Origin of the sequence: Acinetobacter sp. CIP 102529, assembly GCF_000368325.1 — a bacterium.
GTDB classification, from domain to species: Bacteria; Pseudomonadota; Gammaproteobacteria; order Pseudomonadales; family Moraxellaceae; genus Acinetobacter; species Acinetobacter parvus.
On the sequence record NZ_KB849355.1, the window covers coordinates 720,033 to 746,092 of the forward strand.

Here is a 26,060-nt window from a genome sequence, read left to right on the forward strand (position 1 = left end):
ATAAAAATAAAGAAGCATGGACGACTCTCAATGAGTTTATTTCGCTATGGTTTAGACTATGTTCAAATGGCGATTCAGCATTTAATTGGTTTTGGGAAAAAAGAAGAGTTTAAGGAAATTTTGGCAATTTTAAGAAAGCAGAATCCTGATAGGATAAGGGTTCTGTGAAATTTGTCGTGTACAGAGAAAATTTTATTTAATATTCAGGATTATTCTTATTGTATCAAAATGTTCAAACCAATTCCTTTCCCCACCTGATCAGAACTGGTTTGTACCCTTTTAATCGCCTTGATATAATCTAACATTGGCATGCCAGTTCATATCCATTATAGCGAATTGTTTTTTTCGTCATGGTTAAACCCCTCTTTGTTTGAATGTAGAGTTAATATAACGGGGATTTTCCACGCTGTGAAATAACAATGACTGGAATAAAAAGCTGATTTTTTGCTAGATATTTTTGATATATAAATTCATAAAAATAAAAAAGCCCCTTTTAAAAAGAGGCTTTTGACGTTATCTATTCAATTTAAGCTGAAAATGGATGACGTAAAATAATGGTTTCCGCACGGTCTGGACCTGTAGAAACGATATCAATTGGGCATTCAATGAGCTGCTCAAGACGTTTTACATAAGCCAAGGCATTCGCAGGAAGTTGATCAATTTGGGTTAAGCCTACTGTAGACTCACTCCAACCTGGCATTGTTTCATAGATTGGTTTTAAGCTTTCAAATGAAACTGCATCAGAAGAACCTGCACAGCCTGAATCAACATCTTCATAACCTACACAGATTTTGATTTCTTCTAAACCATCCAATACATCAAGCTTGGTTAGGCAGATACCAGACAACGAATTCACTTCAACTGAACGGCGTAGAATTTCCGCATCAAACCAACCACAACGGCGTTGACGACCAGTAGACGCACCAAATTCATGACCTACTGTACCCAAATGACGACCAATCGCATCACCTGTATCTGTCGCAGCATCATAATGCAACTCAGTTGGGAATGGACCAGCACCTACACGTGTTGTGTAGGCTTTGGTAATACCCAACACATAGTCTAAATGTAAAGGACCCATACCAGAACCAGAGCTTACGCCACCCGCAGTTGTATTAGAACTTGTTACAAATGGATAAGTACCATGATCGATGTCAAGCAGTGAACCTTGTGCACCTTCAAACATGATTGCTTTACCCTCTTTACGGTAATCATGCAACACTTTGGTTACGTCAATTACCAACGGGGCAAGAACTTCACGCCATTCGTTGCAAAGTGCCAACACATCTTCAAACTTAACTTCTTCAACGCCATAGAATTGAGAAAGCTGGAAGTTATGAAGCTCAAGCATTTCCTTGAGTTTTTCTTCCAAATTAGCGCCACCACGAACCAAGTCTGCAACGCGTACCGCACGACGGGCAACTTTATCTTCGTATGCTGGGCCAATACCACGACCTGTTGTACCAATCTTGGCATTACCACGTTTTTTCTCACGGGCCTGATCAAGTGCAATATGGTTTGGCAAAATCAACGGACAGTTTGGAGAAATACGCAGACGCTCTTTTACAGGTACGCCTTCCTCTTCCAAAATCGCCATTTCCTTGATCAGTGCTTCAGGAGAAAGAACAACACCATTACCAATTAAGCACAATACGTTGTCACGTAAGATACCTGATGGAATGAGGTGTAATACAGTCTTCTTACCACCGACCACAAGCGTATGTCCTGCATTGTGCCCGCCCTGGTAGCGTACGACCGCAGCCGCCTGATCTGTGAGCAGGTCGACGATCTTACCTTTACCCTCGTCGCCCCATTGGGTACCCAGTACCACAACATTTTTGCCCATAATAGCCTCATTACATCATGCTGTTAGAATTGGAAACCAAGTTGTTTTTACAACTCGGCAATTAAATTTTTTCAATGATCCATTGCCCATTTTGCAACACCATTTGGTGGGTTGCATAAGGCACTGAACTTAACTCATCATTACCCAGCAACTGCACCACACGCGAACCATTCGCCCGTGCATCTGCAATCGCGGTTAATAAATCCTGATCATTTCCTTTTGGCGCAACGACAGTTTCAATTTCAGCAAACTGTGTAGCACCCAAGGCATATAAGTCACAACTAAAGCCTGTGGCTGGGCGTGCACGGCCAAAGTGCTCACCAATACCATCATAACGTCCACCCTGTGCAAGCGGCGCAGCGCGATTCGGTGCATAAATGGCATACATCAGGCCCGTATGGTAGTGATAACTACGCAACTCAACCACATCGATTCCAATATTCAGATTCGACCAACGTGACTGAATTTGAGTGAATGTTGTTTTCAATGCATCAAACGCATTTTTAAAATCAGCGTCACTTAAAATGTCATGGCTTAAATGTGCCTGTAATGCATTAAGGTCACTTGCATAGCGACCTAGAGCATAAAAATCATTACCCATTGGCAAGCTTTGAGTAAATTCTTCTAATTCTGGTAAAGCCTTACGCTGATATAAATCAGACAGCTGGCTTTCAGTGTTTTTATTTAAACCAGCACGTTTCACTAAACTACGAAATAAACCGACATGACCTAAATCCAGATGAACACCTTGCAAACTGTCAGTTTTCTCCAACAGGCCCAGCATGACATCAATCATCTCCACATCAGCTTCGATGCTGTCATGGCCATAAAGCTCAGCACCCAACTGCAAAGGTGCGCGTGTTGCATTAAAATTCTGTGGTTTGGTGTGCAGTACTGTACCTGCATAGCAGTAACGGGCAACGCCTTCAATTGGACGAACATGCGCATCAATACGGGCGACCTGTGGGGTCATATCCGCACGCACACCAAGCAGGCGACCTGAAAGCTGGTCAATCACCTTAAAGGTGACCAAGTCTAAATCTTGATTGGATTCTGAAAGTGAAGACAACGATTCGATGTATTCAATAAATGGAGTGTATACCAGTTGATATCCTCGAACAGCGAGGAAATCTAAAGCTTCCCGACGCAGGGTTTCAACCATTTGCGCTTGTTCGGGTAATACATCTGCTACCCCGTCAGGGAGCAACCATGTCTCTGAAATGGTCATGTTTCAAACCTAAAATCTGTTCAACGTGGAGGCATCCACATAAAAAGCAACCACATAAAAAAATCGGGTGAATGCCCGATTCAGCGTAGTGTAACATGAAGATTTCTATGATGCACCTGAGAATTTTAGTAAATCCCGCATAAAAATAGGCAACCAAAATGATTGCCTAAAATCAATTCCAAGTTTTTTAAATTTGATTATGCTGGGCTATACTCATACTTCACATCATAGGTAACACTGAAACCGTTTGCATTTACTGTCGCATTGATATTACCTACCGTACCATTAAAGCTACAGCTATTAATCTTAAACTGACCATTTGGTAATTGTGCTGTGACATCATTAGAACCACAGAATTCATTTTGATTAGCTGGTTTTGGAACATTCTTCACTGTTACTGTTGCATCTTGCCCCATCACAGAAGTTGTAACATTCAAATTATAATTTCCTGAAGGGATATTTGGATTATTTCCTAGATCAACAACGACATTTAGACCTGTTGTATCAACACTATAATTCCATGCAAAGTTTTGCCCATTGACGACGTACTGCACATTACAACTATATGTGCTACCAATACCCGTACATTTACTATTCAAACCATTAATCTTAACTTGATCCAGAACCTTGTCCAGACCAGTAGAATCTGCATTAAACGCAGTTTTAAAAATGTTTGGATAACCTTTACTCGTATCTATATTTGCATCAAATACGGTCTTTAAGTTCGCAACAACTTCTTTTGCGGCTTTATCAATAGCTGCATTTATTTCATCACTAGTACTGTTTTTAGCCAGTTTTGCCCAATTGGTATAAATTTCTGCCAATGAGTTGTAATCACGTTTTTCATCCGCTTTGTTGGCAGCCAAAATTGCCTGTGTGGTTAATTGGGTTACATTGACATTACCAGCAGCCGAAGCATAAGAATATAGGGTAACCTGGGATTCACCAGTACCTTTAGTTGCCTTTAATAAATAAGGTGCTCCCTTTTCAACATCGATACTGAATTTACCATCTGCCCCCGCAACAACTGATTTAGTTGTGCCATTTTTATTGACCACTTCAATATTCGCACCAGCCAGAGCAGCTCCAGTTGCAGCGGTACCTGTAAGCTTTTCGGTTGTCGTTTGTTGCTGTCCAGAATTATTACTGGACGAGTTGTCATCATCATTACATCCCGCAACCATGACAACGGCACTCAATAAAGCTGAGCATATTGCCGTACGTTTTAAAGTTGTTTTATTCATTATCAGACACCCCTATGTGTTTTTCGATCAATACTTTATGAAGCACAAATTCATCATAATGAGCGTTCTAGATACACATCAAGTGGAATTGCAATCAAAACGGATGGTTAAAAAATATTTAACCATCCAACAAAAATTAATAATTGTTTTTTATAGGTTTTATGTATTGGAATATATTGCTTATTTTTCTTAAATTTGTATCAAAATATTTAATAAAAACAAATAGTTATACATATTAATTTGTCAACCCCTTATTCAAGGGGGACTAATTTAGGGCATATTTTTCCCATTTTTAACAACCACTTCCAAAACATTCACCAACTCAACATTTTGCTTTTCCAACGCCGCAATGTTTGCAACAGTCCGATCCAGCACTTCTTGCTGGACATGCATTTTCTTTGCTAGGTCCTGCATAATTTCCAGACTCTTTTTAAGGTGGGATTCCAGATGTAGAACTTTTTCTTCCAGATACAATACTTGCGGATCAACAGCAGGTTGCTGTTTATTTTTAAACTGAAACCAAAACAAGAAAGTAACTGCAATCAATAACAGACCAATAAAACCCCAAATCAATATTAATATCATTCCGTTCTCCAAATCCGTTGTTATTTATTTAATATTTTTCGAATCAAATGATTCACATAAATCAAGTAAGCGATTGGCATATCCCCATTCATTATCATACCATGCAAAGACCTTGGCCTGATGTCCGACGACCATGGTCTGGGTTAAATCTACAATTAAGGAATATGGTGAGTGGTTAAAGTCGCTTGAAACAAGGTCTTCATCTGTGACCTGCATAATCTGGGCATAGTGAAATTTCGCAGCCTTAGTCAGGACTTCATTGACTTTATGTACGGTAATTGGTGACTGGGAAATAAAAGTCAGGTCAATCGCTGCAACATTAATTGTAGGGACACGAATGGAATAACCATCAATACGGTTTTCCATTTTCGGCATCACCTGTTTTAATGCACCCAAAGCACTGGATGTGGTAGGAATAATGTTCTGTCCCGATGCACGTGCACGGCGCAAATCACGATGGGCATGATCCAGCACCGACTGATCCGCAGTCACCGCATGGATTTCAGTCATCAGCGCTGTTTCAATTCCAAAGGCATCATCAATAATTTTCACCAATGGCACCAAAGCCTGTGTGGTACAGGACACACTGGAAATAATCTGATCCGTGGCTTTGACTTCGGCATGATTGACACCATAGACAATTGCGGCATCAACAGAGTCAAAAGGCGCTGCCCCAATAATCACCCGCTTTGCCCCTGCCTGTATGTGACGGGTTGCATCGGCTCTGGAACGAAACAATCCTGTACATTCCAGTACCACATCTATTTTTAAAGCCGCCCAAGGTAATAACTCAGGTTGTACCTGTTTAAAAACCTGTAGTTTTAATTGACGCTGATTGGACTGAATATTCAAGAAAATCTGTCCATCTTCTATCTGGATTTCAACCTGACCTGCAAAACGCCCGTGTGTGGTGTCATACTTAAATAAATGAGCCAATGTCTGAACATCAGCAATATCGTTAATTGCGACAATTTCAAACTGAAATTGTTTGGGATTTTCAAACCATGCCCGTAGCACATTGCGGCCAATTCGGCCAAATCCATTAATCGCGATACGTTGCATGTGGTGCCCTTAATTCATCAAAACATCATCTTTTCTATGTTATATGGTAAAACATGCAAGCCAGCATTGAATATAGATTTTTAGCCTAAACACAGTTTTATCTAAGATTACTTGTAAAATCGTTGGTCGAGCACACATTTTCCGCTATAATTTAGCACTTTCAAAATTATGGACGCTTGGTTGTGAGTACTCGTTTTATGACATCCGCTGAAATCCGTGAAGCATTTTTGCGTTACTTCGAATCGCAAGGACATACACGTGTTGCTTCGAGTTCTCTCGTTCCTGCCAACGACCCAACTTTACTGTTTACCAATGCTGGTATGAACCAGTTTAAAGATTGTTTCTTAGGTTTAGAAAAGCGTGATTATGTTCGTGCTGTTTCATCTCAAAAATGTGTACGTGCAGGCGGCAAACACAATGACCTCGACAATGTAGGTTATACCGCACGTCATCATACTTTCTTTGAAATGTTAGGTAACTTTTCTTTCGGTGATTATTTTAAAGAAAATGCACTGAAATTTGCTTGGGAATTTTTAACCAGCGAACAATGGTTAGGCTTACCGAAAGATCGTTTATATGTCACGGTTTATCATACCGATGATGAAGCATTTGATATCTGGAACAAAGAAATCGGAATCGATGCTGAACGTATCATCCGTATTGGCGATAACAAAGGTGGCAAATACGCCTCTGATAACTTCTGGGCAATGGGCGATACAGGTCCTTGTGGTCCATGTTCTGAAATCTTCTATGATCATGGCGACCACATCTGGGGTGGCTTACCAGGAACACCTGAAGAAGATGGCGACCGTTTCATTGAAATCTGGAACAACGTTTTCATGCAGTTCAACCGTACTGCGGATGGTGTGATGCACCCTCTTCCAGCACCTTCTGTAGATACAGGTATGGGCTTGGAGCGTATTTCTGCGGTTCTGCAACATGTCAATTCAAACTACGAAATTGACCTGTTCCAACACTTATTAAAAGCAGCAGCTGACATCATTGGTTTGGATACCACCGCAATTGAAGCTGAAGCGAAAGCTCAAAATAAACCAGTTGAATACCCAGCTTCTTTAAAAGTCATTGCAGATCATGCACGCTCATGCTCATTCTTGATTGCTGACGGTGTTAATCCTTCAAATGAAGGTCGTGGTTATGTGTTGCGTCGTATCATTCGTCGTGCCGTACGTCATGGTAACAAGCTCGGTGCGACTGGTTCATTCTTTTACAAGATGTTGCAACCTCTGATTGAAGTGATGGGCGATGCTTATCTAGAACTTTCTGCACAGCAAGCACGAATTGAAGCGCAACTGCTGAAAGAAGAAGAGCAATTTGCGAAAACACTTGAACAAGGCCTGAAATTACTTGAAAGTGAATTGGCTCAACTAAAAGGCAATGTCATCCCAGGTGAAACTGTATTTAAACTTTATGATACTTACGGCTTCCCGACCGACTTAACCGCTGATATTGCGCGTGAACGTGACCTGACCATTGATGAAGCTGGTTTTGAAGTAGAAATGGCAGCACAACGTCAACGTGCGCGTGATGCAGGCAAGTTTGCAGTTGACTACAACAGCATTGTCAAAGTTGAGGGCGAAACCCAGTTTGATGGCTATGACGCAACTCAAGGCCAAGGTCAAATTGTTGCGATCTATAAAGATGGCGTGCAGGTTGATGAAATCAACGAAGGTGATGAAGCACTGATCGTATTAAACCAGACCCCTTTCTATGCTGAAAGCGGTGGTCAAATCGGTGATACAGGTATTTTCAAAAACGATACAGGTATTTTCGAAGTTCAAGATACTAAAAAATCTGGTGGTGCTTTTGTCCATCAGGGTATCGTGACCATGGGTAGCCTCAAAGCCACTCAGAATGTTGAAGCAACCGTTAAAGCGGACATTCGTGCAGCAACAGCGCGTAATCACTCTGCAACTCACCTTCTACACGCAGCTTTACGTCAAATTTTGGGTGAGCATGTTCAGCAGAAAGGTTCTTTGGTTGCGAGTGATATTTTACGTTTTGACTTTGCCAATGACCAACCTGTTTCATTTGAACAATTGCAACAGATTGAGCGTTTAGTTAATGCTGAAGTGATTGCCAATACGGCAGTAAGCACTGAATTACTTGATATTGAATCAGCGAAAGCCAAAGGCGCAATGATGCTTTTTGGTGAAAAGTATGGTGAAGAAGTTCGCGTACTTTCTATGGGTTCTATTATTGAAGAGAAAAACTTCTCTATCGAGCTTTGTGGTGGTATTCATGTTAAGCGGACAGGTGATATTGGTTTATTCAAAATCACTTCTGAAGGTGGTGTAGCAGCTGGTGTTCGCCGTATTGAAGCCGTAACAGGTACAAAAGCACTTGAAGTTGTTCAAAAAGCTGAAGCTGATATTCAGACGATCAATGCTTTATTGAAAGCGCAAAAAGATCAAACTGTAGAAAAAGTTGAAGCGATTGTTGAAACAGCTTCAAGCCTACAAAAGCAGATTGAACAGTTAAACCAGAAATTGGCGAGCTTCCAGGCGGCTGACCTGCTTGATCAGGTGAAAGAAATTGCAGGTCGTCAAACCCTGATTACCACTGTACAAGGTTTAGATGCAAAATCATTACGCAACCTGCATGACAGCGTAAAATCAAAATTAGATGATGCAGTCATTATTTTAGCTGGCGTTGAGGGCGATAAAGTGAGTTTAATCGCCTCCGTTGCTAAACAATATACTGCACATCTAAAAGCGGGTGACATCATCAAACACCTGGCTCAGGAGCTGGGTGGCAAAGGTGGTGGTAAACCTGACTTGGCACAAGGTGGCGCGCCACTCAACGAGAAGTTTGATCAAGTGATTGCAGCCCTGCCTGCTTGGCTTGAACAATAATAAACACTTCACTTTTTGTGTAACTGACCCTGATGCCTCTCAGGGTCATGGCTTATATGGAACAACTATGGCATTAATCGTTCAAAAATATGGCGGCACCTCTATGGGTACTCCTGAGCGCATTTTAAATGTTGCTCGTCGTGTCAAGCGCTGGCATGATCACGGTCACAAGGTGGTCGTGGTTGTGTCTGCAATGAGTGGTGAAACCAACCGCCTGCTTGCGCTTGCAAAAGCCATTACCAGCACACCTGATCCACGTGAACTTGATCAAATGGTATCAACGGGTGAACAGGTTACGATTTCCATGTTAGCGATGGCGCTGAACTCGATTGGTGTGGAAGCTAAATCCTATACAGGTCGTCAGGTCGGTATCAAGACTGACAGCGCATTCACCAAAGCCCGTATTGAATCCATTGATACTGAGGTTATGTCTGCTGACCTTGATGCGGGCCGTGTTCTGGTTGTTGCAGGCTTTCAGGGTTTTGATGCCGATGGCAATATCACAACCTTAGGTCGTGGTGGTTCTGATACCTCTGGCGTTGCACTTGCTGCGGCATTAAAGGCAGATGAATGCCAGATCTACACTGATGTAGATGGTGTATATACCACCGACCCACGTGTTGCACCCAAAGCTAAAAAAGTGGATCGTATTTCATTTGAAGAAATGCTGGAAATGGCATCTTTGGGTTCAAAGGTCTTACAAATTCGCTCTGTTGAATTCGCAGGTAAATATCAGGTTCCATTACGCGTATTATCAAGTTTTGATAATGATGATGATGGCGCATTTGATGAAGAATTTAAACAAAACGTAGGCACACTTATTACTACTGAGGCAGAAGACGACATGGAACAACCAATTATCTCAGGTATCGCATTTAACCGTGACGAAGCAAAATTAACAATTTTGGGTGTTCCTGACGTTCCAGGTGTTGCATCTAAAATTTTATCACCAATCGGTGCGGCAAACATTGAAGTGGATATGATTATCCAGAATGTGGAAGAAGATGGCACCACTGATTTTACTTTCACAGTGAACCGTGGCGAGCTTGCGAAAGCGAAAAAGATTCTGGAAGAAACTGCTACAGCCATTGGCGCACGTGAAGTTGCAACACGCGACGATATCGTAAAAGTGTCCATTGTGGGTGTAGGCATGCGCTCGCATGCAGGTGTGGCAAGCAAAATGTTTACTGCACTGGCTGAAGAAGGCATCAATATCCTGATGATATCCACTTCTGAAATCAAGATTTCAGTGATTATTGAAGAAAACTATTTAGAGCTTGCGGTACGTTGTTTACATACTGTTTTTGGTTTAGACCGTGAACATGGCGAAAGCAGTGCACGTGCTTAATTAATAGCTGCTTAAACATATTTACTTTCAAGTAAATAGTAAAAAAATAAGAGCCACTATAGTTTTTACTACAGTGGCTCTGTTATATTAACCCATGAGGTTTTTCAGAGCATCTCAACAGAACTTACGAAAAAATATTGTTTTTACTTATTTCTGTTTAGATTTTTCTGTATATTAAGGCTGTGCTTTCAAACAATTCCCTGTTGCAAGTTTAAGCGTTTAGCAAGGAGATGAACATGCTGATTCTGACCCGTCGTGTCGGAGAAACATTAATGATTGGGGATCAAGTCAGTGTCACTGTGCTTGGCGTAAAAGGCAATCAGGTGCGTATTGGTGTAAATGCTCCTAAAGAAGTTTCTGTGCATCGTGAGGAAATTTACCAACGTATCCAACATGAACGTGCCATGCATGAGCATTTACAACATCTTGATCAAGATTATCAAGTTTCCTATGAAGAAGATAATAACGATTTTGCTCGACATAATAACTTTAATCGTTAATACGCAGAATTCTTCTCCAATAATTAAAGCGACTCATATTAGTCGCTTTAATTATGTTTAGGATAGATATTTTATACCCTATTATAAACCCAGTGCTTTTTTTACGGGTGCATAACTACGTCGATGCTCATAAATAACGCCATGTGCAGCAATTGCATCAAAATGAGCCTTGGTTGGATAGCCTTTATGTTTGGCAAACCCAAAATCAGGGTAGATTAAATCCAGAGCCTGCATTTGTCGGTCACGTGTCACTTTCGCTAAAATACTGGCGGCACTGATTTCAGCATGACTAGCATCTCCCCCAACAATAGCCTCACATGCAATGCTAATGCCCTTTGGAATTTGATTACCATCCACAATGACTTTTTCTGGCTGAACGTTCAAGCTTTCGACCGCACGGCGCATGGCAAGAAATGTTGCCTGTAAGATATTCAACTCATCAATTTCAGCATGTGTTGCCTCAGCAATTGACCAGGCCAGCGCTTTTTCCTGAATCTCGATAAAGAGTTTTTCACGCTTCTTTTCAGTCAGTTTCTTGGAATCATTCAGGCCCACAATGGGATTGTCTGGATCTAAAATGACCGCGGCCGCCACAACAGAACCAACCAGTGGGCCTCTTCCAGCTTCATCTACACCTGCTATTTTCATCTTTATCTCACAAAAGGCTGATCTCTCAGCCTAGTCTCTTATTGCACTCGTTTCAGTGTTTCAGCAACACAGGCGTTCACGGTTTGTGAAACCACCTGATTGACAATTGTTGCGCGTGCGGATGGATCAATGGCAGCAGTTGCAAGCTCAACAGCAGTTACACTATTCGGTGCCTTGTCACTGACACAGCCACAGACATTGGTTTGGATATTGTCACGCTGGTCCGCAGTCATATAACGTGTTGCGGTTTTCCATGCAGGCAATGTATTGATCTCATTCAGGCATTTCGCATTTACGGCGATTTTAAGCGCGGCCATACCCAACTGCTGTGAAGTTGTGGTTACTGGACTGGCTCCATTTGGGGCAACACATCCAGATAGCGCTAAAACAAGGGGAGCAGCAATCAATAATAACTTTTTCACGATTCTTACCTGTATCTTAATTTTGTCAGGCGTATTGTGCCTAAATGGCTTATTTTATGAAATAACACATCGCCATCTTTACATCATATAACAATGACAGATTCGGGTTTGATTAAGACTGTTGCACACATAAAACGCTCCATTACAACGATGCTGTATGAGACAGAAAAAGCCCTATTTAAAATCAGTTCATTTCAAACAGCCAGGATGTTGCAATGTCAAACTCAGCACAGTGTTATACCCGCACAGCACAAGTGTTGCAATTGCTGAACACATTCTGGCAGCCATTAAACATCATGTGACTGATAAGGATAATGTTTTGCTGAGTATGTTGAGACAGCCGAAATAAAATAACAACCATAAAAAAACCGCTTCACGCGGTTTTTTAAACTTAAATCTTTTTAATCTCTGCAATCCATTTCTGCTTTTCCTGATCAGAAATAAATGAAGCCTCAAAAGAGTTGGTTGCAAGCTGCTTTAACTCTTCATTGCTTAAATCCAAAGCTTGCTGGATGGCAATAAAATTATCATTCATATAACCACCAAAATAAGATGGATCATCTGAATTGACTGTGACATGTACACCCTGCTGCAACAAACGGCGAATATTATGCTCTTTCATGTCATTCACCACACACAGCTTTAAGTTGCTGAGTGGACAAACCGTTAACGGCATTTTCTCTGCAATCAGGCGGGCCATGAGTTGCTTATCTTCCTCTGAGCGCACACCATGATCAATACGGTTCACTTTCAATAAATCCAGCGCTTCCCAGACATATTCAGGTGGCCCTTCTTCCCCTGCATGCGCCACAATCAGGAACCCTGCTTCACGGGCCTTGGCAAAGACACGTTCAAACTTCGCAGGTGGATGACCCACCTCACTTGAGTCCAGACCAACCGCAATAATTTCATCTTTGAATGGCAATGCCTGCTCAAGAGTTTCAAACGCTTTTTCTTCGCTTAAATGACGCAGGAAACACATGATCAGTTGAGAACTAATCCCCAGCTTTTGCTGTGCATCCTGACAGGCACGTTTTAAGCCCGCAATCACCGTGGCAAATTCCACCCCACGCTCAGTATGTGTTTGAGGATCGAAGAACATTTCAGTATGTACCACTTTATCTTCAGCACATTTCTCAAAGTACGCCCACGCAAGGTCATAAAAATCTTGCTCATGTACCAGTACATTGGCACCTGCGTAGTAGATATCCAAGAAAGACTGAAGATTATGGAAGTTATAGGCCTGCTTCACTTCTTCAACAGATTGATATGGAATCTGAATCTGGTTGCGTTGTGCAATGGCAAACATCAACTCTGGTTCAAATGTCCCTTCAATATGCACATGCAATTCAGCTTTTGGTAAAGCCTGTATCAGTTCAATTGCATTCATCATTTTTCTCCAAAGAAAAAAGGATGTCGCCAGCCATAACGACATCCTTTTATTGATTGATATGTTAACCGCCAAAGGCAATAAACTTAAATACCCAAAGTGCTGCAATAATCCAAACCATATAGGGAACGGTCTTTGCCTTGCCCGTGAATAATTTAACCAGCGCGTAGCTGATAAAGCCCATTGCGATACCATCTGCAATTGAGTAGGTAAATGGCATAAATACGATGGTTAAAAAGGCAGGAACCGCTTCGGTAATATCTTCCCAGTCAATATGGGTGATGCCCTGAATCATCAACACGCCAATGAACAGCAATGCAGGTGCCGTCGCAAAGCCAGGTACTGACTGCGCCAAGGGTGCCAAAAATAAACAGCCAATGAACAATAGGGCAACCACAACTGCTGTTAAACCTGTACGCCCACCTGCCGCAACTCCAGAAGCAGATTCAATATAAGGTGTGGTGGATGATGTACCCAAGGCCGCACCCGCAACAATTGCGGTTGAGTCTGCGAACAAGGCCTTTTTCAAACGCGGTAATTTTCCATCCTGCAACAAACCAGCACGATGTGACACGCCAACCAATGTTCCCGTACTGTCAAACAGGTCGACAATAAAGAATACAAAAATCACGCCCACCATACTTGCGGTGAACAGGCCCTCAAAATCCATTTGCATAAATGTCGGTGCAATGGATGGAACCTGTCCAACAACACCCTTGAACTCGTTTAGGCCCAAGGCTGTCGCAATTCCAGTAATCACCAGAATACTGATGATGATGGCACCACGCACCTTAAACTGATGCAAAACCACAATCATCAGGAAGCCAAACAGCGCAAGCAATACCGCTGGCTGCTTGATGTCACCCAAGCCAACCAGAGTCGCAGGGTTATCCACAATAATTCCTGCATTTTTAAGCGCAATCAAGGCAAGGAATAAACCGATACCGCCCCCGATGGCAAACTTTAGTGACATTGGAATGGCATTGACAATCGCTTCACGGATTTTAAAGAAGCTAATCGCTAAAAACACAATTCCCGAAACAAAGACCGCCGCAAGTGCGGTTTGCCACGGCACTCCCATTCCCAAGCAGACAGAATAGGTAAAATAGGCATTCAGGCCCATCCCAGGTGCAAGTGCAATTGGATAATTCGCAACAAGCCCCATAACCAAACAGCCGATTGCGGCAGCCAGACAGGTCGCAACAAACACGGCACCATGATCCATACCCGTTTCAGACAAGATAAGTGGGTTTACAATAATGATGTAACACATGGTCAAAAATGTGGTTACACCTGCTAGAACTTCGGTTCTAAAGCTGGTTTTATTTTCGCTCAGTTTAAATAAGCGTTCCAACAAACCAGCCGAAGCATGAGGCGTTGTCATAACATGGCACCTGTAAAATCCAAGATCGTAGAATTGAAATCTATACGCTTGTGTTGAAACATTTTTTCAATGGACACAAAACGGCATATCATGCGATATAGCAATCTATATGCCAGTTTCATACCTGTTACTAAAACAATCTATATAAAATTCGATTCCGCTATCAGAACGTAAAAAGCCGCATAACAAGATGCAGCTTTTTATTTAATGGTAAATATTTTAGCAGATTCCATAAAAAACTGGCGCATGGCCAGATAAAAAAGCACATGGATTCCTGAGTTCAAAATCATCAGGCACCTCACCTGCCGCATCATCATAGAACTCTATCCTTAGTTAGGGTTTTTTGAGGAGGAAATATGGGTGGAATTTACATAATTAGTGTTATGCTGGATTGTATTCAAGCTATGTTCAGCATCATTCACAATTTTAGTAATTTCCTGGCGTTTCTTGTTTTTGGAATCTACATAGGAAGCATATCCTAAAATAAGGACTGAACAGACCATAACCAGTGCAAGTAATATCTTCATTGTTATTATCTCTATTGTATGGTTTTGTTTAATACCAATAAAAAGGAACAAAATGATAAATTTTTAACATTTAATAATGACAAAATAAAAACAAGTCACAATTATATGATCATTTAAATATTAATTTTGTACATTTTCCACCCACTTAGATACTAGAATATTCCATTTTTTAAATCAATGACTTTTTATATTATTCAATAAGGATAGATATAAAATATTTTTAAAAATTTACCAAAATTTTTATTTTTAAACACTTTATCAGGGCTTTAATTGATACAAAAAAGCATCTTTGTACAGGCGAAGATGCTGAACTTTTATTGGCAGAACCTACAGTTTTTTTAGAATTGATAGTTTAATCGAACCAGGAAACTACGTGGTGTCCGAGGCATGGACTCAGAACGCCAATATTGTCTGTTGCCGAGGTGGTTTAAAACGGCTAGAAGCACCCTTTATTCTTTTATGCCCTGTTACAACATCTACAGAGTTAAAGCCCTCTATGTGTCAGATGGCTCACTCTATTGTGCTTCCTCGTTAAATGAATAAAAAAATAATCTCAAATTCAAGCTATTACAGCACAGATATTCGATTTTTCTACACAATTTTACATTAGTCTATATTCAAAATAATTTGATCATCAATGTTTGGGGTAATTTTAATGAAGCATCCATTCCGCTATGGAAAGCTGACCGTACTCAGCTCGGCTTTACTCAGCCTAACTTCTTCAGTTTTAGCAAATGATGTTGAATCCACCACAGCGCCAGCCCCATCTCCTGCCGAACAGACAGCACAGGTGCTCCCTACACTGTCATTCAAGGCATCGGCGGAACCACAAAAACCAAAAGATGATGATATCAGTGCAGTACCTAAAACCATCATCACCCGTGATGAAATGCTCCAGTATGGCGACCAGACGGTTATGGATGCCTTGCGTCGTGCTGCTGGTTTCCAGTTACCAGGTGGCCCAGGCCCACGTGGCGGAAATGGTGCTTCTGGCATGCGTTTCCGTGGTGGTGGCGCACCGACATTCCTGATCAATGGTGAAGCTGTGCAAGGTGGTCCACGTGGTGGCATGTCCATTGTTGACACCATTACCCCCGACATGATTGAACGAATTGAGGTGGTCAAGCAGCCAAGTGTTGCACAGGCATCTGTAGCCTCTTCCGCAGTCATCAACATTATTTTAAAGGAACCGCTGGATACCCGTTTAAATGGTTCAGTAAAGCTCGGCTATGGTTTACGCGATAGTGGCAAGCAGGAAGCCGAACGCAAACAGGTCAGCGTACAAGCCGATGGTCGTGACAATCAGTGGATCTACAGCCTGTCTGCCAACCAGATGTGGAATGACACCACCTCCATTACCAAGATGGAAACAGCCGCAGGCACACGTGAACAGCTACGCACCACCAACCGTACCAGCCAAATGTTCTCCCCTCGTCTGCAATATGAACTGGATGACCAGCAAAAACTGATTGCTGAACTGTTTTATCGCAATAATAAAAGCACAGGGGTACGTGGCGACCAGATTCAGGATGATAAAAATGACAGTATTCGCCTGAATACACGTTATGAGCGCAAGGATAAAGACCTCAGTGACAAGGTTCGCTTAACAGTTGAACATCAGACTGAAACGCAATTGACTCGCTCTCCACTCAACAGCATTTATACTGATGAAACCGTGGACGAATATGGTTTGGCCTATGATGGTGTGCGTAAGTTTGACCAAACCCGCCAGATTAAGTTTGGGGTCAGTGCCAACAACAGTCAGTTGGGCAGCAATGTCAGCCAAAGTCTGGATGAACAACGCTATGCCCTCTACAGTGAGGGAAGCTGGCGCTTTACTGACCGCCAGACTGTCACCTTGGGTGCGCGTCAGGAATGGCTGGACCGTTCAGGTCTGGTGGATTATCAGGACCATCATTTAAGTCCTGTACTTGCCTATCGTTTTGACCTCACCAACCAATGGTCGATTCAAACCAATTTAAGTCAGGCGTTCCGCAGTCCAAATACTGATCGACTGATTCCAAACGTAACGGTTTCAACAGACAGCGATGCGGGTTCACTCAATAATCCTGACCGTGGGGGTAATCCAAACCTAAAACCTGAAAAGATCAAGGCATTTGAGTCAACCCTGGCATTTGATTCTGCCAGTGGTGGCGTGAACTTAACCGCCTATCACCGTGAAATCAAGGACTATATTGAACGGGTAATTGCCCTTGAGGGTAGCCGTTATGTTGAACGCCCACAAAACCAGAATGAAGCCACCACCTACGGTGTGGAGTTCTCTGGCCGTTATGCACTGAAACAGACTGAAGCTGGACATGCCTTTATGCTCAATGGGCAAGTCTCAACCGTACGTGCAACCATTGAAGATGCCCAGCACAATGACCGTCTGGTGAGTGATGTTGCACCTTATACCGCGAGTTCAGGCATTTCATACAGCTACAAGCCTTGGCAGCTTTCCACCAGCATCAATGTTAATTACACGCCTGAATTTACCCGTGCCCTGGTTGGCCAGCCTTATAACCGTACCACCAACCAGCGTTTCAATGTGGACATTGCGGCAACCAAACGCTTTGCCAAAAACTGGTCAGCCAGCCTAAACCTGAACAACATTTTAAGCACTGACTATAAAGAGCGTTTAACCAACCAGTCTGATGGCAGCCTTTATCAGGCCCGTAACAACGAAGCCATTCCAAGTTTACAGTTTACAGTTGAAAAGAAATTTTAATCTGCCCCTTATACAAAAAGCCAGTAAGTTCACTTACTGGCTTTTTTTCTCGATCATTTTTTCTATTTAATAAACATCCCGTTGATAACGCAGCTCATGCTTCAACTGTTCCACCAGCTCATCACCTAGAATTTCTTTTAGGACTTGATCCACGCCACCAGCCATACCATTCAAGCTACCGCAAACATAAACTGCCGCACCTTGTTTGATCCATTGTTTTAAACGCGTAGACTGCTGTTTTAGAATATCCTGCACATAGATTTTTTCAGCCTGATCACGTGAGAACGCATAGTCAACATGCTGTAAAAAGCCATGCTGTTGCCAATACTGAATTTCCGCATGATATAAATGGTCAAACTGCCGCTGTCTTTCCCCAAAGATCAGCCAGTTTTGCCCATAGCCCCATTGTTCCCGTTGCTTTAAATGCGCAACCAGACCTGCAATCCCTGTCCCATTGCCAATCAGGATTAAAGGTTGTGGATGATGTTGTAGACGAAAGCTTGGGTTATCGCGTATATAAGCCTGAATAGGCTGGTTGTGCTGCAAACCTGCCGTCAACCAGCCAGAACCCAGTCCAAGACCTGTTTCCGTCTGTTGTTGTCTCACCACCAGCTCAATCAAGCCATTTTCAGGTAAGCTGGCAATTGAATACTCACGCTTGGGTAATCGATCAAAATGTTCTAGCCATGCGGCAAATGAATGATGTTCACGATTTGGCAATTGTCTTAAATTCAGTGTTTTTAATGCATCTATATCATTAAAATCATCCTGCTGATGCGCAACCAGAAACTGTTGAATCTCAGTGGCACTATTTTCACACTGAATTTCCAGAATATCGCCTGATGACCAAACCAGTTCCTGCTCAGCAACCAACTGAATCTTATAAATTGGTTCGCCAGCACTACCCACATTTAGACACTGACGATGGGCAAACTTGAGTTCAATAGTTTCCCGTTCATTGTCCAGTGCTGTCAGCCTCATTGCCGTCAACTGTTCCAGAGCTGTTAGCCATTGTTCCAGATCACGGCTATTGAGCTGATCTACCAGAACTGTGGAAAATAAAGGCTGGGCTTTTTGCTGTAAAAGCCATTGTTCAATGCTTTGCCCAAACTGGCAGAAGTTTGTATAGCGTTTATCACCTAACGCAAGGATTGCGAAAGACAAATGTGATAAATCTAAAGGCTGTGACAATATTTTATGCACAAAATGCTGGGCATCATCAGGTGCATCACCCTCACCATAGGTACTAACCACCCACAAAATCCGTTGATACTGGATCAAGTCAGTGGCTGTCAGTTTTTGAATGTTCTTGAGCGTGACCTGCTGATGAATAAGCTGTAATTGCTCAGTGGTATGCTTTGCCCAGGATTCAGCATGACCTGACTGGCTGGCATAAACCACTAAATAGGCATGATCATCCTGAACCTCTGACTTATTGCCATTACGTTGCTGCCATAACAGCCATACGATGATAAAAATATGCAGACTCAATAATATTGCGAGTATCACAATAATTGTCATGACAGCTTGAGTCATTGTTTCACCTTAGATGGCAGACCAAATAAGCAGAATGATTGCGAATAAACTGCATGCGGTTAACAGTAAATGTGTGACCAAACGCGTTTTAATGGTCAGGAAAAGGATATAACCTGCCAACGATAACAGGATGATGATGATGGCACTGACATCAATCAACCAGCTCCAGGCTGTACCTACATTTTTGCCACGGTGCAGATCATTGAGTAGGGATACTGTGGTTGCAGGTTTTTGCGTGATCTCAACCTCACCTGTATCGAGCAACGCCCACACATCGGTTGAGCCTGCTGGACTTTCCAGACGAATCATTACCTCACCATCCAGTATCTCACTACTCTTATAGCGACCAACCAGCGAATGTTTTTCACGTACATAGTCAAGGATAGTTTGACTGGGGTTTTCCTGCTGTTGAACGGTCTCAACAAAACTTTCAGGCAAGTCAAGCTTGACTGTCTGTTCCTGATTAGAGGTGCTAAACCATTCAGGATGGTTCAGTAACAACCCTGTGGCGGAGAAGAAAAGCAGGACAATAAAGGCAAAGGCAGAAAGCCAGCCATGCACATAACGTGCATGGCGGTAAAAATCACGGCGTTGATACAAGAGACAAGCCTCTCATGGATTCAGGAAGGAATTAAATTAAGCACCACGTTGGAACTTTAATTTAACAATACCAATTTCTGCCTGCGCAGGAAGCGTTTGGGTGGCGGTTTTTGGTGCAACATCCAACTCAATGGTTTGATAAGAGTGGTCACCATGCTCACGTGAGGTTTCGATATGAATCAGATATTTACCCGCATTCACAGCCTTGCCCTGTTCATCCTTGCCATCCCAGGCCAATTTATATTGACCAGGTTGACGTGAGGGCTTCGCCACTGCATCCAGGTTCGGCATTTGACGGCCATAACGGCGCCACCAAACATAGTTGGAGTTGATCCATTTTTCATCCTTACCCCAAACCGCAATGGTACGGACCAGTTTTTTATTGGCATCTGTCACCCATACCGATACATACGGCGCACGATAGTTGTCTACCGCAATTTTTGGAATATTGACTTCAATCTGTGCCTGATAGCCTTTTGGCCATGCGGTTGCCGCTCCACCTGCCGCAACATGGCGCATGATGGCTGGCTGATTGGCATCTAACAGTGTTGACCAGCCCGAACTTTGATACTGTATACCATCCGTGCTGACCAGTTGCGCCTCATATCCCACCAGTTGTTCAATCAACTGAATTCCCTCATGTGCAGGCATTGCAGTTAAAGCGGTTGCCAAGGCATCGGCATCAGCGGCGCATTGCCCCACAACCACACACTGTTCCACTGTTTGCACAGGCTGACCTGTCTGCGGGTTAAGTAGATGAGATTGTCCCGCAAGATCACGATAACCCTGACCACTAAATGCCACAGCCTGATCCTTAACATTGAGAACCTGTGCTGGTGCGGCATTATCAAAACGTTCATTTGGATTCTGGATACCAATTTTCCAGCCTGCCTGTTGTGGAGATTGTCCCCAAACACGCATATCACCACCAATATCAATCAGGATACCCTGCAAATGTGGAACAGCCTGCTGCGCCGCAACCAAGGCACGGTCAATCACATAGCCTTTTGCATAGGCATCTGGAGCCACCTTAATGGCTGGAGCCAGCGTAATTTGTTTGGTCTGTGGATTTAGCTCAATACTTTGTGTTTTTAGCTGTTGTAGTAGTGCTTCCTGCGTCTGGTCATCTAGCTTTTGCACCTGATTGCTGTTTTCCCACAGGCTGATCAGTTGACCTAAACGTGCGTCAAAGCCACCACAGGTTGCACTGCGCCATTGCTCACAGGCTGCAATCACATCATACAGCTCTGATGAAGCCGAAATCTTTTGTTCACGGTTCAGTTGGCTAATTTCACTGTCATCACGCCAAACCGATAAAATCTGGTCAAGTCGGGCAATTTCAGTCTGGATTGCCTCTAAGGCCTTTTCCGCATCTTTCTGGTTTGCTGTGGTGACCACAACATCTAAAGAGGTTCCTAAAACATGGTCCTGATGAAAACGATAGCTTGGTAACTGAACAGGTGCTTCCAGCTTATTTATAGTTGTGGTTGTTTCGTCTGCTTGAACTGCCGTGATTGGCGAGATAAATACAGCCAAGGCTGCCATCAACGGTGATAAACGGAAGATTATCTGAACTGGGCGAAAAAGTTGAGTTGATGACATACGCAGGGTTCCATTCTCTAGGATTTGCCTAAATCAACGTACTGGAAAGATTTATGGCAAATGACTAACTTTATCTGAATTCCTGTTCAGGTTTACAATTTAAGGCCATGCAAAGAAATAATGTTGATTTTTAAGTAAAATCAATAACTTCCTCACAGTTTTAAATAATCATAAACAGGCGAAATATTTTTAAGTCAGAATGCCTGAGCAGGCGGCACAATGAGTAAAAATTTATCGAAATAATATTGCAACTGATACTCGTTATCAAGTAAATTGTAGTAATTCTTTTGCATCTTGTTTAATTATTTAGGAATTCTTTCTATGCGCCATTTGCTTGGTCTTGCCTTACTTGCTGCCCTGCCGACCCTTGGCTTTGCCCATACCGCCAGCCCTTTTTTATTACCAGAAGTATTTGACAGCAAATCTGACAATGTAAGTTTCCAAAGCGGAATTACTGTAGAAAAATTTTTCGTGGCAAGCCGTAACTTTAAAACTACTTACCAAGTCACAGCACCAGATGGCAAAACGGAAACCATTAACCCAGCAGCAGAGTTAAAAAAATTCAACATTGGTGAGTTTAACCTGTCGACTGAAGGGACTTACCGTATTCGTACTCAGGATGCGGCAGGGATGCCAAGCAAATATGCCTTGATTGATGGCCGTTGGTTACGTGTTCGCGCACCCCGTCCTGCAAATATGAATGCAATGCCGCCACAGGCTGCCAACGCAGAGAAGCGGGACAATCCAGAACAAAAGGCACCTCAGCAGGCGCCAGCAAATCAGCCACCACGCTTCATTGCTGAAGACCAGATTCCAGCCAATGCGAAAACGGCACAAACCATCAATACCTATATTGCTGAAAGTTTTGTGACCAAGGGCAAGCCTAGTCCTGTTCCAGCAGTGACCAATAAAGGTTTTGAGTTCAAGTTTCTAACCCATCCAAATGAGCTATATGCTGGCGAATCATTGAAAGCACAGGTTTTGCTTGATGGCAAACCAGTTCCAAACCTTGAGGTTGATGTATTTAAAGGTGCGGACAGCTACCAGCCAAATGCCAAACGCGAGCAGCCGCATGTAAAAACCAATGCAAAAGGTGAAGTTGAGGTTAAATTCAATGAAGCAGGTATTTACTTAATCACGGCAACTTATCCAGAAGCTGGTAATGACAATACCAAGCCACCTGTTGCCCAAAGCTATACCTACAGCGTTACTGTTGAAGTGACTGAATAACTAATTCAGGCACTTACATCTTGCTAAGTGCCTTTAATTCTCCTGCCCCATTACAAGCAGTTCAGTTTTTCACTTTTATATGCATGTCAATGTTAATGGGAGCTAGTTTTCGACAACAAATTCAGGACAAGAACGCCGCTCATAATCAATGCAATGCCAATAATTCCCCACACATCCAGTTTCTGACCAAATACAATCCACGCTATTGTCGTCACCAGAACAATACCCACCCCTGACCAAATGGCATAGGCAATCCCAACAGGAATAGTTTTGAGTGTAAGTGACAGGCAATAAAACGCAATGATATAGCCCAGTACCACAATGACGGAGGCAATCGGTTTGCTAAAACCCTCACTACTTTTTAAAGCTGAGGTTGCAATCACTTCCGCTATAATTGCAACACATAAAAATATCCAGTTTTTCATCTAAATACACCTAAGCCGCCTACTAAAGCTTTAAATAAGCCAATAAAAAAACACCCTTTTGATTAAAGAGTGTTTTTAATATTGATCTTATATCGCTTATAGTCAGGAATTATGCTGACTTTTTCGCCATATTCTTTTTACGGATTGTAATCATTACCAACTGAACCGCGGCAGGTGTTACGCCAGGAATACGACTGGCCTGTGCCAATGTTTCTGGACGTACGGTTTTCAACTTCTGTGTGATTTCACGTGACAGACCTGAAACAACGTCATAGTCAAAGTCAGCAGGAATTTTGGTTTCCTCTAGGCGCTTCATCTGTGCAACATCATCATGCTGACGGTTAATATACCCCTCATACTTCACCGCAATCTCGATCTGTTCACCCACCTGCTCAGACACTTCCGAACCCGTCAATTCAGCAATTTGACTGAAATTGATATTTGGACGTTTCAACAAATCAATCGCACTACATTCCTTGCTCAGGTCAGCACCCGTCATTTCAACGAATTTTTTACCCATTGGATTATTTGGTGCAGCCCATAGATGCTGCAAACGGGAAGTTTCACGCTCAACCGCTTCCATTTTCTCGCTATAGGCAGCCCAACGCTCATCATCAACCAAGCCAAGCTCACGACCAATTGGGGTTAAACGTTGATCGGCATTATCCTCACGCAACATCAAACGATATTCAGCACGAGAAGTAAACATACGGTACGGTTCTTTAGTTCCCAACGTAATCAGGTCATCCACCAACACGCCCATATAGGCTTGGTCACGTTTCGGTGTCCACTCTTCCTGTTCCCACGCACGGCGTGCAGCATTCAGACCAGCAAGCAGACCTTGTGCGCCTGCTTCCTCATATCCTGTTGTACCATTAATCTGACCAGCAAAATACAGGTTTTGAATAGCTTTAGTTTCAAGCGTGAACTTCAATGCCTGTGGATTGAAGTAGTCATATTCAATCGCATAGCCAGGACGCAAAATGTGCGCATTTTCCATACCACGAATTGAACGAACCAAGTTGAACTGAACATCAAACGGCAATGAAGTCGAAATACCATTTGGATAAAGCTCATGGGTATCCAAACCTTCAGGTTCCAGAAATACCTGATGTGAGTCTTTATCAGCAAAACGATGAATCTTATCTTCAATTGATGGGCAATAACGTGGGCCAACACCCTCAATCACACCTGTATACATCGGTGAACGGTCCAGACCACCACGAATAATATCATGGGTTTTTTCACTGGTGTGGGTGATATAGCAATTGACCTGTTCAGGGTGCATCGACACATCACCCATAAATGACATCACTGGCGATGGGAAATCACCTGGTTGAGGTGTCATGACCGAAAAATCAACGCTGCGAGCATCAATACGGGGCGGTGTCCCTGTTTTTAGGCGACCCACTGGAAGTTTAAGTTCACGTAGGCGATGTGCCAAGGCAATCGATGGAGGATCGCCCGCACGGCCACCACTTGAGTTTTGCAAACCAATATGGATCACGCCACCTAGGAATGTTCCCGTTGTAAGCACTACCGTTTTGGTATCAAAACGGATGCCCATCTGTGTCACGACACCTTTTACGCTATCTCCCTCAACAATCAGGTCATCCGCCGCTTGCTGGAAAATATCAAGGTTTGCCTGATTTTCCAGCGTATGACGAATTGCAGCCTTATAACGAACACGGTCAGCCTGTGCACGTGTTGCACGTACAGCCGCACCCTTGCGCGAATTCAGAATACGGAACTGAATACCACCTTTATCTGCCGCAAGCGCCATTGCGCCACCAAGCGCATCAATCTCACGAACAAGATGTGATTTACCAATACCACCAATCGCTGGATTACAGCTCATCTGCCCCAAAGTTTCAATATTATGCGTCAACAATAAGGTTTGTCGTCCCATACGCGCCGCAGCCAGTGCCGCTTCCGTACCAGCGTGACCGCCACCAATCACGATAACGTCGTAAACTTTAGGATAGTGCATAGTGGTAAATGTGTATTCAAAAAATGACAGAGTATTATACAGGATTTTTCATATTAAGTTGACAAAAACTGTCGATATTCTTGCCGCCCACAAGAATCTGATATCGCTATTGAATACACAAAAAGAAACGTTATGTTGCATTTTCATCGCACTTTTAACACATCGCCCCATAATTATTAACTTGATCACCACTGTTTTATTTGATGAATTTCTTATTCTAAAACATGCATAACAAATACTTAGGACAATGATATGAACACGAAGCTTATACTTTCATCACTGATTTGTGGTCTGTGTTTTACCGTTGCAGCCCAGGCAAATGCCAAAACCACTCAAGACCCACAAACACAGAAGTATCAACAGGTATGTAAAGGTAAAAAACAGGGCGATGCCGTTTCATTTGCCTATAAAGGTGTTGTTTTCAACGGTGTTTGTGAAAATAATGATGCGGGCAAGCTAGCTTTCCAGCCACCTGCTCCGCCAGCAGGCACAATGCCTGAAACCCAGAACCGCATGTCGCAAACCCAGTCTGAGCCACGTCCTGTCAGTGCCCCTATGCCTGTGGATGTTCCTCCAATGCAACCAGCGCCGCCTGTTTCAGATTCAGATGTTGAACAGACCACCCCTTAATTTAAAGCACTAGACTAAAGGATACCTATTTCAGGTATCCTTTAATGAGCTAAAAATATAAAAAACACCTCTGTACACGACAAAAATAGATAACTCATTGAAATAATGTCACAATAATTGTTTTCTAACGACGAATACTATGACACATCTCAATGAGTTATATCTTATCTTAAACAAATCTCTAAAATGGAACAAGTCACATTTAAAGTGCTTTTCGCTCATCATGCTTGCGATCATTTTAAAGCAAACGTGCAATCTTTCT

General features: G+C 42.7%; 21 protein-coding genes and 2 pseudogenes. 8 read left to right on the forward strand and 15 right to left on the reverse strand.

Going from position 1 to position 26,060, the window contains the following annotated elements:
* Positions 1–168, forward strand: a pseudogene (locus F972_RS15870) (IS4 family transposase); the annotation flags it as partial.
* Between the two features lie 358 nt (positions 169–526).
* Here the strand turns inward: F972_RS15870 and F972_RS08710 are convergent.
* From F972_RS08710 to F972_RS08730, 5 genes are all read right to left on the reverse strand, one after another.
* Complete coding sequence (locus F972_RS08710; protein WP_004682514.1) at positions 527–1,846, reverse strand: adenylosuccinate synthase; 1,320 nt, start codon at positions 1,844–1,846, stop codon at positions 527–529.
* A gap of 61 nt (positions 1,847–1,907) precedes the next feature.
* Positions 1,908–3,074: an ATP phosphoribosyltransferase regulatory subunit gene (locus F972_RS08715; RefSeq protein ID WP_004682516.1), complete on the reverse strand. Its 1,167-nt coding sequence runs from the start codon at positions 3,072–3,074 to the stop codon at positions 1,908–1,910.
* 197 nt (positions 3,075–3,271) lie between these two features.
* Positions 3,272–4,318 carry a hypothetical protein gene (locus tag F972_RS08720; RefSeq protein WP_004769560.1) on the reverse strand — a complete coding sequence of 349 codons (1,047 nt, stop codon included), beginning with the start codon at positions 4,316–4,318 and terminating at the stop codon, positions 3,272–3,274.
* A gap of 270 nt (positions 4,319–4,588) precedes the next feature.
* Positions 4,589–4,903, reverse strand: a complete 315-nt coding sequence (locus tag F972_RS08725; RefSeq protein WP_004676969.1) for a hypothetical protein — start codon at positions 4,901–4,903, stop codon at positions 4,589–4,591.
* 24 nt (positions 4,904–4,927) lie between these two features.
* Positions 4,928–5,965 carry a type I glyceraldehyde-3-phosphate dehydrogenase gene (locus F972_RS08730; protein ID WP_004757733.1) on the reverse strand — a complete coding sequence of 346 codons (1,038 nt, stop codon included), beginning with the start codon at positions 5,963–5,965 and terminating at the stop codon, positions 4,928–4,930.
* Between the two features lie 182 nt (positions 5,966–6,147).
* Between F972_RS08730 and alaS the strand changes: the two genes are divergently transcribed.
* The 3 genes from alaS (at position 6,148) to csrA (ending at position 10,686) form a co-directional block, all read left to right on the forward strand.
* Positions 6,148–8,838 (forward strand): alanine--tRNA ligase, encoded by a 2,691-nt coding sequence (gene alaS, locus F972_RS08735; protein ID WP_171062626.1) that lies wholly within the window; start codon positions 6,148–6,150, stop codon positions 8,836–8,838.
* A gap of 67 nt (positions 8,839–8,905) precedes the next feature.
* The gene (locus F972_RS08740; RefSeq protein ID WP_004757731.1) at positions 8,906–10,186 is read left to right on the forward strand and encodes an aspartate kinase; all 1,281 of its coding nucleotides are present in this window, start codon (positions 8,906–8,908) and stop codon (positions 10,184–10,186) included.
* 236 nt (positions 10,187–10,422) lie between these two features.
* The gene (gene csrA / locus F972_RS08745) at positions 10,423–10,686 is read left to right on the forward strand and encodes a carbon storage regulator CsrA (RefSeq protein WP_004676965.1); all 264 of its coding nucleotides are present in this window, start codon (positions 10,423–10,425) and stop codon (positions 10,684–10,686) included.
* An 81-nt stretch (positions 10,687–10,767) separates the two neighbouring features.
* Here csrA and rnhB read toward each other — a convergent pair whose 3' ends face one another.
* Positions 10,768–11,334 (reverse strand): ribonuclease HII, encoded by a 567-nt coding sequence (rnhB, locus tag F972_RS08750; protein WP_004682602.1) that lies wholly within the window; start codon positions 11,332–11,334, stop codon positions 10,768–10,770.
* A 38-nt stretch (positions 11,335–11,372) separates the two neighbouring features.
* A complete protein-coding gene (locus tag F972_RS08755; protein ID WP_004682603.1) occupies positions 11,373–11,756 on the reverse strand; it encodes a hypothetical protein in 384 nt (127 codons plus the stop codon).
* 262 nt (positions 11,757–12,018) lie between these two features.
* Here F972_RS08755 and F972_RS15875 point away from each other — a divergent pair.
* Positions 12,019–12,105 (forward strand): annotated as a pseudogene (locus F972_RS15875) (cytochrome b); the annotation flags it as partial.
* A gap of 42 nt (positions 12,106–12,147) precedes the next feature.
* Here F972_RS15875 and F972_RS08760 read toward each other — a convergent pair.
* The 3 genes from F972_RS08760 to F972_RS16275 form a co-directional block, all read right to left on the reverse strand.
* Positions 12,148–13,146, reverse strand: coding sequence for an adenosine deaminase (locus F972_RS08760; RefSeq protein ID WP_004757729.1), 999 nt, complete (start codon positions 13,144–13,146; stop codon positions 12,148–12,150).
* 64 nt (positions 13,147–13,210) lie between these two features.
* Positions 13,211–14,530 (reverse strand): NCS2 family permease, encoded by a 1,320-nt coding sequence (locus F972_RS08765; RefSeq protein WP_004682606.1) that lies wholly within the window; start codon positions 14,528–14,530, stop codon positions 13,211–13,213.
* A 329-nt stretch (positions 14,531–14,859) separates the two neighbouring features.
* A complete protein-coding gene (locus F972_RS16275) occupies positions 14,860–15,057 on the reverse strand; it encodes a hypothetical protein (RefSeq protein ID WP_004676958.1) in 198 nt (65 codons plus the stop codon).
* 655 nt (positions 15,058–15,712) lie between these two features.
* Between F972_RS16275 and F972_RS08770 the strand changes: the two genes are divergently transcribed.
* Complete coding sequence (locus tag F972_RS08770) at positions 15,713–17,785, forward strand: TonB-dependent receptor plug domain-containing protein (protein WP_167539034.1); 2,073 nt, start codon at positions 15,713–15,715, stop codon at positions 17,783–17,785.
* A gap of 66 nt (positions 17,786–17,851) precedes the next feature.
* On the opposite strand, the gene F972_RS08775 is transcribed toward F972_RS08770, so the two are convergent.
* Genes F972_RS08775 through F972_RS08785 form a run of 3 tightly spaced genes read right to left on the reverse strand, consistent with a single transcriptional unit; the run spans position 17,852 to position 21,523 of the window.
* Positions 17,852–19,321 carry a sulfite reductase subunit alpha gene (locus F972_RS08775; RefSeq protein ID WP_004682608.1) on the reverse strand — a complete coding sequence of 490 codons (1,470 nt, stop codon included), beginning with the start codon at positions 19,319–19,321 and terminating at the stop codon, positions 17,852–17,854.
* 9 nt (positions 19,322–19,330) lie between these two features.
* The gene (locus F972_RS08780; protein WP_004682609.1) at positions 19,331–19,921 is read right to left on the reverse strand and encodes a PepSY-associated TM helix domain-containing protein; all 591 of its coding nucleotides are present in this window, start codon (positions 19,919–19,921) and stop codon (positions 19,331–19,333) included.
* Between the two features lie 36 nt (positions 19,922–19,957).
* Positions 19,958–21,523, reverse strand: coding sequence for a DUF2271 domain-containing protein (locus F972_RS08785; protein WP_004682610.1), 1,566 nt, complete (start codon positions 21,521–21,523; stop codon positions 19,958–19,960).
* Positions 21,524–21,844: 321 nt separating this feature from the next.
* Between F972_RS08785 and F972_RS08790 the strand changes: the two genes are divergently transcribed.
* Positions 21,845–22,753 (forward strand): DUF4198 domain-containing protein, encoded by a 909-nt coding sequence (locus F972_RS08790; RefSeq protein WP_004757728.1) that lies wholly within the window; start codon positions 21,845–21,847, stop codon positions 22,751–22,753.
* Between the two features lie 92 nt (positions 22,754–22,845).
* Here F972_RS08790 and F972_RS08795 read toward each other — a convergent pair whose 3' ends face one another.
* Together F972_RS08795 and mnmG are read right to left on the reverse strand one after the other, a co-directional pair.
* Entirely contained in the window at positions 22,846–23,178 is a 333-nt protein-coding gene (locus F972_RS08795) for a DMT family transporter (protein WP_004757727.1), read from the reverse strand.
* Between the two features lie 109 nt (positions 23,179–23,287).
* Positions 23,288–25,168 (reverse strand): tRNA uridine-5-carboxymethylaminomethyl(34) synthesis enzyme MnmG, encoded by a 1,881-nt coding sequence (gene mnmG, locus F972_RS08800; protein ID WP_004757726.1) that lies wholly within the window; start codon positions 25,166–25,168, stop codon positions 23,288–23,290.
* Between the two features lie 252 nt (positions 25,169–25,420).
* On the opposite strand from mnmG, the gene F972_RS08810 reads away from it, so the two are divergent.
* Positions 25,421–25,798 carry a hypothetical protein gene (locus F972_RS08810; RefSeq protein WP_004757725.1) on the forward strand — a complete coding sequence of 126 codons (378 nt, stop codon included), beginning with the start codon at positions 25,421–25,423 and terminating at the stop codon, positions 25,796–25,798.
* Positions 25,799–26,060 lie beyond the last annotated feature (262 nt).